10 protein-coding genes are annotated in these 9,925 nt (G+C 31.5%); 4 read left to right on the top strand and 6 right to left on the bottom strand.

What is annotated here, in order from left to right; translation table 11 throughout:
* Positions 1–173 precede the first annotated feature (173 nt).
* Genes MKD52_RS08120 through MKD52_RS08095 form a run of 6 tightly spaced genes read right to left on the bottom strand, consistent with a single transcriptional unit; the run spans position 174 to position 6,492 of the window.
* On the bottom strand, positions 174–1,079 hold the full coding sequence (locus tag MKD52_RS08120; protein WP_086290134.1) for a type VI secretion system baseplate subunit TssG: 906 nt from the start codon (positions 1,077–1,079) through the stop codon (positions 174–176).
* Positions 1,076–2,800 (bottom strand): type VI secretion system baseplate subunit TssF, encoded by a 1,725-nt coding sequence (gene tssF / locus MKD52_RS08115; RefSeq protein ID WP_242099943.1) that lies wholly within the window; start codon positions 2,798–2,800, stop codon positions 1,076–1,078. Before tssF ends, MKD52_RS08120 begins: the two co-directional genes overlap by 4 nt.
* Position 2,801: 1 nt before the next feature.
* The gene (locus MKD52_RS08110; protein ID WP_242099942.1) at positions 2,802–3,194 is read right to left on the bottom strand and encodes a type VI secretion system baseplate subunit TssE; all 393 of its coding nucleotides are present in this window, start codon (positions 3,192–3,194) and stop codon (positions 2,802–2,804) included.
* On the bottom strand, positions 3,194–4,654 hold the full coding sequence (gene tssC, locus MKD52_RS08105) for a type VI secretion system contractile sheath large subunit (RefSeq protein WP_242099941.1): 1,461 nt from the start codon (positions 4,652–4,654) through the stop codon (positions 3,194–3,196). The genes MKD52_RS08110 and tssC overlap by 1 nt, the downstream gene beginning before the upstream one ends.
* 12 nt (positions 4,655–4,666) lie before the next feature.
* Positions 4,667–5,152, bottom strand: a complete 486-nt coding sequence (gene tssB / locus MKD52_RS08100) for a type VI secretion system contractile sheath small subunit (protein ID WP_242099940.1) — start codon at positions 5,150–5,152, stop codon at positions 4,667–4,669.
* Positions 5,153–5,205: 53 nt separating this feature from the next.
* On the bottom strand, positions 5,206–6,492 hold the full coding sequence (locus MKD52_RS08095) for a type VI secretion system domain-containing protein (protein ID WP_242099939.1): 1,287 nt from the start codon (positions 6,490–6,492) through the stop codon (positions 5,206–5,208).
* Between the two features lie 116 nt (positions 6,493–6,608).
* Between MKD52_RS08095 and tssJ the strand changes: the two genes are divergently transcribed.
* The 4 genes from tssJ (at position 6,609) to MKD52_RS08075 (ending at position 9,650) form a co-directional block, all read left to right on the top strand.
* Entirely contained in the window at positions 6,609–7,058 is a 450-nt protein-coding gene (tssJ, locus tag MKD52_RS08090; protein ID WP_242099938.1) for a type VI secretion system lipoprotein TssJ, read from the top strand.
* A 22-nt stretch (positions 7,059–7,080) separates the two neighbouring features.
* Positions 7,081–8,475 carry a type VI secretion system baseplate subunit TssK gene (tssK, locus tag MKD52_RS08085; RefSeq protein WP_242099937.1) on the top strand — a complete coding sequence of 465 codons (1,395 nt, stop codon included), beginning with the start codon at positions 7,081–7,083 and terminating at the stop codon, positions 8,473–8,475.
* Positions 8,475–9,281, top strand: a complete 807-nt coding sequence (gene icmH / locus MKD52_RS08080) for a type IVB secretion system protein IcmH/DotU (RefSeq protein WP_242099936.1) — start codon at positions 8,475–8,477, stop codon at positions 9,279–9,281. The genes tssK and icmH overlap by 1 nt, the downstream gene beginning before the upstream one ends.
* 222 nt (positions 9,282–9,503) lie before the next feature.
* Positions 9,504–9,650: a hypothetical protein gene (locus MKD52_RS08075; protein ID WP_242099935.1), complete on the top strand. Its 147-nt coding sequence runs from the start codon at positions 9,504–9,506 to the stop codon at positions 9,648–9,650.
* Positions 9,651–9,925: the final 275 nt, after the last annotated feature.

Here is a 9,925-nt window from a genome sequence, read left to right as displayed (position 1 = left end):
TGTCCCTGAGGATTTGGAAGTAACTTATAAAGACCACAAGCTTGACAAACTCCTTAACCCCACAATCCCCGCAATCTATCGTTACGACTTTCCCGAATCCTTGAGAGCAAAAATAAAAGCTTATGCTAAAGAGCATAATATTAAAGAATAAATGCACTAATGGCACAAATAATTCACTCATATAATTTTATATGCATAAGATGAAAATCTTTCTTTGGCTTTCCCAATAATTTCCCCCATCCTAGTTTTGCTGTGCTTTGGTCGCCTAATACAAAAAGCAATTTATCGCTATAATTAATTTTTATATACAAATCTACGCAAAATTCATTATTTGTAAGAAACATAACACTATTTTTTAAATCGGTATGCTTTTCTCTTTTGGGAAGATATTCTATGGCTTCTTGGTATTCAATGCCTTGAATCAAAATTGCTATTTTGTTTTGATAAGATAGGAATTTATTACCAAGAATAAAGTTTTTCCCCAATATATGATTCTTAATACCTAGTTTGTTTTGTTGCGATTTTGCAATCAAGATTCTATGAGGGATATTTTCTAAAATTGAAAGCTTGTTGTGAAGGTTAAAATTGCTTTGCAAGACTTTTTCTATATAATATTTAGGACGCCTCAAGCTTAGTAAAAGAGGAGAAAAGGGTAAATATTTCCTTGCTATATTTTTATCTGTAATACCAAGCATTGAAAATAAAATTTTTGAAATAGAATCGCTAAAATCGTTTTGAAAGGCTCTTGGATAATTCTTTAAATTTACAACTTCAAAAAATATCCACAAGATATAATGATTGAAAAAATCAAAAAATAGCGTCCAACCTTCATTGTTATCCTCATTGCGCGATAGTTTGTCAAGCATATAAGAGGGCAAATGCGAGTTGATTCCGTGTAAGCCCATAAAATTTATGATTACTTGAATTAGAAATTCTTTGTCTTGCGGGTTAAACTTTATTTCCTCAATTTCTTTGTTTGGGTGTTTAAGCTGTTTGTTGGCTCTTAAAAAAATTTCTTTTTTGCTATGGTTTTGTAATAATTTCTTTAAGAGCTTATGAAAAGAATAAGAGGAATTCATAAAATTGGTTTTTTTCCAAAATTTGCTGAATAATAAAGTGTTTCTTTGGAATCTAGACATCGGATTTTTAATTCACAAAAGGAATTAATACTTGCAAATGAAGAGAGGAATTTAGAAAGGATAAGCCCTAGCCTATAGACTTCCCCCAAAGAATAAAAGTTGGAATCCTTGATGTAAAAGATGGTTAATATTCCCTTTTTTGTAATGTATCCATCTACCAAATAAGTGCTCTTACCCTGTATATCTACAATGGATTCCTTTAATAATTTGTAGGTTTCTACATTTTCTTTATCTTCTAAAAAGCTATAAGCTTCAAGAACATTAAAGAACGAAGTTTTATTTAGCATTGTTTGGTAGTTAAAAGAGAGTATAGAAACAAGTTTCCATAGTAGATTGTCTGCATTGTATTTTCGCATAGGGCTTGGATTCTTAATATTTTTTGTGCGCACATCTTTAATGTCGGAAGTTTGAATATCGCCGATATTTAAAAGTGTTGGGAGATTCTTATTGCAACACAAAGCCTCAATTGTAATGGTTTCTGTTTGACTGCTTGTTGAAAAAAAAGAGATTTCTTTATAGGTGTCTCCTCTTGAATTTATTTTATCGGCGATAGAGTAAAATTCATTTTTATTTTCTTTTAAAAATTCAAAGCGTTCAAAATGATTATAGCTTTTTAATATCCTTCTGCCCGTGTCGCTATTGTGCGCCTTTACCTGCAGGATATTAATGATTTCATAAGAATCTAATTGGCTTCTATCAACAAAGATTCTGTATCCATCTCTGTTATGGTGGTTAATGATAGGTTCGGCACTTTTTTGAAAAACATTCACAATGGGGGTTACTCCAAGAGAAAATAATTCTTTTCTTAAAATACAATTTTTTGGCAAATGTTTATCAAATTTAAATTCTATACTGAAGCTTTTTCCTAAACATTCTTTTAATACTTCTAATCCCGTAATTGCAATAAAATTGAATTTTTCGGGGAGAAAGAAATATTCTCTTAACAAAGAAAAAGCCTCAAAGCCTAATTCGTTGTAAGATAGTGTGCTTTCATCAGGCGAAAGCCCCATTGCTTTGATATTATAGATACTTAATTTAAATTCTTGGTTGGTGTCTAGTGATATAATCTTTAATTCTCTTAGATAGAAATGGATATACAAAAGCAAGTTGCTTGAAGCATAAACATCATCTCCTAAGTAAATATTCAATCGCACAAGATTAAGATCACAAAGATTAAAATCCTTATTTTCATTGATTTTAAAATTTAAATTCAAGGTTTGATATTGTCTATCACTACCAAGAAATGCGTCCTCAATGCTTAAGGGATACAAAAAAACATCATAGATAGTTTTAAAAATGCATTCGCATTTATTAATAGGAATGGATTTTACACAAGTTCCTTTGGGTATGAAAATATGCTTTTCTTTACTCTTTTTATCCATTTGAAATTCTTGCATAGACAAAGAGGGTAAGGCACTTGTATAATTTGGAGCAATAATATTTATTAGTGATTCGGCTATGTAAGGGATATTTTGGTCCATTTCTTGATGAATTTTAGAGGTTAAAACCGCTAAGTTTTCAATGATTCGTTCAACATCCGGATCTTTGCTATTATGCGCTAAAAATGGGGCTAATTTGGGATATTTTTGGATAAATAGTTTTCTTGTTTCATAAAGATAAGTAAGTTCTTTTTGAAAATAAAACAGATTATCTTGATTCATTTTAGACAACTTCGCAATATCTATTGTTTTTAAAAATAATTTCCAAACTAAATTCTTGGAATCTATCTTCAGCGAGGAAACATTGTAACATAAAAGTTAAACGCCAAGGACTTAGAGAGTTATCAAAACTTATGGAGATGATTTTAATGCGTTGTTCATATTTTTCGATGATAGAAACGATTTCTTTTACCATTGTAGAGCATAAATCACTAGAATTTAAATTAAGCTCGGCTAAATTGGATACATTTATATCTTTCAAGGTTAGACAATCATCCAATCTAGCATTCAATAAAAGACAAATATTGTCTTTTATATCTTTGCGTGTATCACTATAAAAAGAAACATTTTGGTATTGATCGTCTAATGTAAAAATTACCTTATCTAATAGAGACATTATTCTTTATCAAGCTTACCAACAAGTGATAATTCAAAGTTCCCACCCATATATTTAAAATGAGGGCGAACACTGAGTCCAATTTTATACCAACCAGCTTCACCAGGGATATTTTCTACTTGCACCTTTGCCCCCCTAAAAGGTCTTCGGCTTCTTACTTCGGCAGGAGGATTTTCTTGATCGGAAATATATTGTCTCACCCATTCGTTGAGTCCATTTTCAACATCACTTCTCTCTTTCCAACTACCGATTTCCTCTCTTTGCAGTACTTTAAGATAATGTGCTAATCTTGAAATGAGGAATAAATAAGGCAATTGTGTGCCTAAGCGATAATTTGTTTCTGCCTCTTTGCCTTCAGGCGTGTTCGGGAATATTTTTGGTTTTAGAGCGGAATTAGCGGAGAAGAAAGCGGCATTATTAGTATCTCTACGCAATGTTAGGGTGATAAAGCCTTCCTCTGCGAGTTCATATTCTCTTCTATCGGTGATTAAAACCTCTGTTGGAATCTTAGATTGCATTGTCCCAAAATTCTCATAAAGATAAGTTGGCAAATCTTTCACGCTACCACCGCTTTTTGGACCTATAATGCTTCCACACCATCTGTATTTTGCAAAGCTTTCTGTAAGTCTAGTCGCAAAAGCAAAAGCAGAATTACCCCACAATAAATAGTTATGTGAGGCATGGACATCCTCTTTGTAATTAAAGCTTTTAATTGGGTTTTCATTAGGGTCATAAGGGCTTCTTGTTAAGAATCTTGTTACCATAAGCCCTGTATATTTGGCATCTTCGTTTTCTCTAAATGTCCTCCATCTAGTGTATTGAGGACCCTCTAGCATACTCTTTAAATCTTGAATGTTAGCAAGTTCGGAATAATTTTCTAAACCAAAAAATTTAGGGCTACACGAGGTTAAAAAAGGAGCGTGGCTCATTGCAGCAATGCTAGACATTTTATTTAAAAAAGTCATATCAGGGCTTGCAGCAGTGATTTGATAATCCCCGATAACAGCCCCCACAGGCTCACCACCAAATTGACCATATTCAGCAGAGTAGATATTTTTATAAATCACACTTTGGGTAATATCGGGATTATTTTCAAAATCTTCTAAAATCTCCTCTTTTGTAACATCAAAAAGATTGATTTTGATATTCTCATTAAAATCGGTTCTACTTACCAAAAAGTGTAACCCTCTCCAAGTTGATTCTAATTGTTGTAAATTTTCATTGTGTAATATTTCGTCCATTTGTTTGGAAATTAAATCATCTATGTGGGCTATCATTTCATCAAGGGCGAATTTATTGATTTTATCTTCTACATTATCGCTTTTGACAATTTGAGAGATAAATTCAGCAACTCCACGTTTGGCAATGCTATAGCTTTCTTCGTTGGTTGCATACCTGCTTTTTTCCATAATGCTTTCAATAATGGGTGTGCTAGGTGTATTGGTTTTTTTATCTGCCATACTCATTCTCCTTTATTCTCCATCTTCTTGTTTGATTTCTAGGAGTAGTTTTTCTCTTGTGTCTTTATTTTTCAATGCTTCTAAAACAGCTTTTCTAAAGTTTGGAATATTACCCATTGGACCTTTTAGTGCCATTAAAGCTTCCCTTAATTGCAAAAGCTTTTTAAGTTCTGGAACTTGCTGTGCGATATTATCGGGTGAAAAATCTTTAATACTTGCAATCTTAAGATTTACTTCTAATTCCTCTGCTTCATTGTTTAGGGTATTCTTCACACTAAAGCTCGTGTTGATATTCAATTTTTCCATCACCTGATTGAAATTGAGCTTATTAATCTGTAACACCTCTCTTTCTTCAATGGGTTGCTCACTACTGCTACCTGTAAGGTTTGATAAAACCATTAATTTTAAGGGTAGTTCCACCTCGCTATTTTGTCCATTTGTTTTTGCCTTGTATGTTATATTAATACGCTCTTTAGGGGAATTTGAACCATCTGACATTTTTCAAGCCTTTCTTGTTTGGGGATTTAAAGTCAAAATCTTGAGAGTATAAACTAAATTTTATTAATTTTCCCTTGAATAAATAAATAATATTCCTCTAAATAATCTTTTAAAAGTGTATTTTCTAGCTTCTCTTTTAAGTGTAGATAAAGAATATTGGCATTTTGCTTCATTCCTTTTTCGTCAAATAGTTTTGCCATTTCAATGAGTGCATTAATATTTGAAAACAAAGAACCATTGGAATTTTCTTTATCAATATTTAAAAGTGTCTCTTCAAGGCTTTTTGCTTTAGATTGAATTTTGGATTTTAAGAATTCTTGCCGACCATTTAACTCTTCATTTTTTGAAAAGTAATCAAATGTAGAGATATTACACAGAAATTCTCCATTGTCAAATTTTAACTTTGTTATTTCTTTAAATTTGCTTAAGAAATTATTGACGAAAATCATAAATATTTTACAGACATTGTTTCTTTTTTGGTGTGCTAATAGCTGATGAAAAAGTTGCAATCCCTCAAACCAAAAAGGATTCAACACTAGATTTTTAATAAAGTTTTGAATTAATTCAAGTTCGTTGGTATTGTCTTTGGGGTTTTGCAATAGACTAATCAAGCTGCTATCTGGGAATCTTATTTGTGTGATGCCCTCTGTGTGAAGTGGCATTTTTTTTATTTTTCCCCACATAGCTTCAAAAAAGAATGCGTATGCGCTCAAATCATCTAAGTCATCATTTAATAAATCCAAACTAAGCTTTAAGTAAATTTCTCTATGTTCTCTAGTGCTAATGGAATCTAAATTTGCAAGTTTGCTAGTGGTGGCATTGTTGTTTGTGTGGGGTTTAGAAAGGACTTTGTTGGTATTTGGGGTTGGGGTATCTTGTGCAATTTCAATGGAGTTAAACTTATGGTTAATAGTATTTCCAATATCCATTATATTGTCATTGAGCTTAGTTAAAATCTGCTTTGAAATAGATGGTCCCAAACGATTAGTTTCTAATACAAAAAATGCGATAGTGTCCTTAAGTTTCTTTTTTTGGGCATTTAATATCTTTTCATTTAGGGATTGTGGATTGTTTTTTAAAAAATCCCTTAAGAAACTTAGTAGGTGAGAGAGCTCATTGAAACAATCCTCTTTGCCAAGATTGATACAAGAAAGAATGAAATAGTTACATATTTTCGCATCTATGGAAGCATTTTTCAAAATATCAAGTGAATATTTATATGCTATATCCCAGTTAATATTTTCGTGGTTTAGAGTCTTGTATTTAGACATTTCATCTTCTAAAATATTAAAACTCTCTAAATGGAATAGATCTTTTGATAAAGAATCGGAATAAGTCATTATCAAGTCTCCATAAAAATTTATAAACTTTGGCTTTATTATTAATTCAAGCAAAAATTTATGATATACTATTCTATAAAATAGAACTTGAAAAAATCATTAATGAGGGGGTTGTTATGCCTTATAAATACATATTGTTTTTGCTAGCTGCATTAGTTTTTTCTGCGTGCTCAAGCAAGGTTGATATTAAGATAAATAATTATGAAAAATCAAATCTTAACAATAGACAAGATGATGTGCCTCTAACTCTTGTTGTGTATCAGCTAAAAGATATAAAAAAGTTTGAACAAGCAAGTGATATTGACTTATTTGCAAGAGAGGATGGTGTTTTAGGTAAAGATAAAATAGATTCCATAAAAATGCAAATTGCACCCAAAGACAATATTATAGCGGTAAATGTTGAAGACAAGGAAGTTCCCTATATCTGTGTTTTGGCATTTTTTGCAAATAATGACAAAAAGACTACTAAAGCGTGTGCTCAAACAAGCGAAGCAAGTGGGTTTTGGCTTAGAGACAAGCAGCTAGAATTTGCAATTACAAAAGATGGCATTCGTTATATTCAATAAGGTTTGTGGAGCATAATGTATTATGGCGGATAAATTAAAAGTTGCATGGTATGATGGCTTAAATGTAAGCTCGGTTCATTTTGAGCAACAAGAGAGGTTTTTGCAAAGAGCAATTAATGCTAAAACAATAGAAGTATTTAGCAATCTATATGGAATCACAACGCTTGAATTTTCCAAGGAAATGCTACTCCAAGGTAAAATTGCCATCACCAAAATTGAAGGAATTGCGCAAGATGGAAGTATTTTTAGCGCACCCGAACAAGATCTTTTGCCAGAACCTTTAGAAATAAACTATGATTCATTGGCTAATTCTGTAATTGCCTTAAAGATTCCTTTGAGCATTGCAACGATTGCGGATATTGCATTAAAGAATAATCTTCCTAATACCAAATATATTGCATTAAAAAGTGTCATAGCCGCAAGGAATTACGATGATGAAAGCAATGAAATTTTAAGGCAAATTGGTGATGAATATGAAAGTGATAATATTGCCTTTACGCAAGAAAAAGTTAGCATAGCACTTGCAAGTTTAAGATTGAAACTTGGAATCTTAAATAGTGCCGCACCAGATGAGCTAGAAATACCGATTGCAAAAATCAAGAGCATTGATGCAAATAAAAAAATTGATTTAGAAGAAGAGTTTGTTCCCACTTGTTTAAATATTTCTAAAATACCTATTATTAAGTCATTTTTAGAAGAGAATCTTCATTCTATTAAGCAGCATAAAAATACTTTAACAAATATTTTTAAAGGCATTGATCAAACAAAAAATACACTTGATTTTAGCACTTATGTGTCATTGAATCTTTTAAAGAAATGGTATTTGATTTTCTCCTATTTAATCAACAAAGACAAATTGCACCCCGAGTTTTTGTATGAAAAGTTAATAGAGTTTCAAGGGGATCTTGGCGCATTCAATGAGGACGATACATTCTTGGAGTTTATTAAATATAATCATAACAATCTTAATGAAACTTTTTTGCCTTTGATGAATAATATTAGAATACTATTCTCAAGAATCACTAGCCCAAGATATACTATGGCAAGGTTGATTAGTAGCAAAAATGGCTTTTATGATTTCTTATTTGATAACCCAAGTATTTTACAAGAAGCTGAAATATACCTTGCGGTGAATGCAGATGTGAATCACGAATATCTTTTGCAAAATTTCAAAACACAAAGTAAAATCCACACACAAAGTAAAATAAAAGATATAGTAGCTACGCAGCTTAGGGGATTAAATTTGGAGCAGATTTCAAACATTCCCAATGCGATTCCTTATTTAAATGGTTATATTTATTACAGGTTTGATAAGAGAGATGAAGTATTTACAGATTTTAAAGGAGAAAATATAGTGAGTATCTACATTACAAATAATATTAAAAGTCCAGACATTAAAATATGGGCGGTGTTTTAATGGAGGAAAACAATTTAAACACACAATCTAATATTGAACCTAGTTTATTGTTGAATCGTGGATTTTGTGGGCTTTTAAGCAATAAAGTTTTAGACCATAGTTTAGAGTTGCTTTTGTTGTCATCTAGGCTTTCTAAAATAGATACTTTAGAAACAAGCAAAATAGAAGCAATTAAAGAAAAAATGGTTAATGACATACTCGCAATTAGTTCCAAATTAAGCACTTACAAAGAATATGAAGAAAAAGATATAGTAAAATTGAGATATTGTTTGTGCGTTTTTATGGACGAAATTATTATGAAAAATGAACTTTTTATGAATAGTTCTTGGGTTCATAGCACATTAACCGTGAGGCTTTTTGATGAAACATTGGGTGGGGATAATTTTTATGATATAGCATTATCTTGGTTGAATAATCCTGCAAAAAATAAGGATTTTTTAGAGTTTGTCTATGTTTGTCTTGTGCTAGGATATAAAGGTAAATACTCAAATAGCAAAGATGTTAGCGAAAGAATCTCTTTGTTATGCGAGAATATCGCATCTGCAATTACCCCCCTTTTGAATACAGATGAAAATACTGCTTTTAATAAGGCTTATGATATTAGTTTTGAAGAAACACTAGGAAGCAAATTCCAAAGACTCTACCTTAAAAAAACACTTATCATATTGCCCGTATTGGTTGTTATCTCAATTTTTTCTTATTTACTTCTTGATTTGGAAACAAATAATGTGAGAGTTGAAAAAAAAATAGAAAAGATGATTGGAGATTTTACTAGCGCAAAAACGACGGATAAAAAAGGCAAGTAAATTATTAGAGTGCTCTTGTAACTTTGCCAAATAAGAATCTTTGAAATCCCTTAGCACGTGTGCTGACTAGGAGACTTTGTAATAAAGAATACGCGTTATACATAAAAAACGCTTAAAGTGTTTTAAAATCTATAGCATTTGTTTTACCCATTGTTCTGTGTCTTTGGTGTAGAGTAATGCTTCATCTAAAGAGCATTCAAAGGATTTGGTAGGGGATTAGCAATGATTTTACACAAGCTAATCTTTCCTTGTTTTATCATTCTTGTGTGGAAGTTTAGATTCTGTGTGGATGTGGAATCTTTGGAAGAAGAAAGAGAGGAAAATAGATTCTCTTCTAAGCTCTCAATGTATCCTTTGAATGCCTTTTAGGATTAAGAGTGTTTTTAGGGTATTTGGAATGCTAGTGTGATAAGTATTGCTTAACATAAAGAAGCCTTGAGAATCCTTTTTCTTTGTTTAGGTGTGTTTTTGGGTTTTTATTTGTTATGGAATTTTAAAGATTGATTTTAGCGTATTTTTGTTGAAAGATGTAGGGTTGCGGTTAAGTTTATGTTTAATTTTAGCGTTGTAGTTACTTTTTGAAAATTAAATTTGTTGCAATTTAGCGGCACAAGCCTATTGTGCGACAATCTTTTAAGAAAAAT

This window comes from Helicobacter sp. CaF467b (genome assembly GCF_022664765.1).
Classification (GTDB): Bacteria; Campylobacterota; Campylobacteria; order Campylobacterales; family Helicobacteraceae; genus Helicobacter_D; species Helicobacter_D colisuis.
The sequence above is the reverse complement of the archived record's forward strand: the minus strand, read 5'-3'. Positions and strand labels throughout refer to the sequence as shown.

What these genes read in the sequence shown, in the direction of transcription:
- tssJ (WP_242099938.1), top strand. Translation starts at nt 6,609, where the DNA reads ATGCCTTATAAATACATATTGTTTTTGCTAGCTGCATTAGTTTTTTCT.
- MKD52_RS08075 (WP_242099935.1), top strand. Translation starts at nt 9,504, where the DNA reads ATGATTTTACACAAGCTAATCTTTCCTTGTTTTATCATTCTTGTGTGG.
- icmH (WP_242099936.1), top strand. Translation starts at nt 8,475, where the DNA reads ATGGAGGAAAACAATTTAAACACACAATCTAATATTGAACCTAGTTTA.
- tssK (WP_242099937.1), top strand. Translation starts at nt 7,081, where the DNA reads ATGGCGGATAAATTAAAAGTTGCATGGTATGATGGCTTAAATGTAAGC.
- tssB (WP_242099940.1), bottom strand. Translation starts at nt 5,152, where the DNA reads ATGTCAGATGGTTCAAATTCCCCTAAAGAGCGTATTAATATAACATAC.
- MKD52_RS08110 (WP_242099942.1), bottom strand. Translation starts at nt 3,194, where the DNA reads ATGTCTCTATTAGATAAGGTAATTTTTACATTAGACGATCAATACCAA.
- tssC (WP_242099941.1), bottom strand. Translation starts at nt 4,654, where the DNA reads ATGGCAGATAAAAAAACCAATACACCTAGCACACCCATTATTGAAAGC.
- MKD52_RS08120 (WP_086290134.1), bottom strand. Translation starts at nt 1,079, where the DNA reads ATGAATTCCTCTTATTCTTTTCATAAGCTCTTAAAGAAATTATTACAA.
- tssF (WP_242099943.1), bottom strand. Translation starts at nt 2,800, where the DNA reads ATGAATCAAGATAATCTGTTTTATTTTCAAAAAGAACTTACTTATCTT.
- MKD52_RS08095 (WP_242099939.1), bottom strand. Translation starts at nt 6,492, where the DNA reads ATGACTTATTCCGATTCTTTATCAAAAGATCTATTCCATTTAGAGAGT.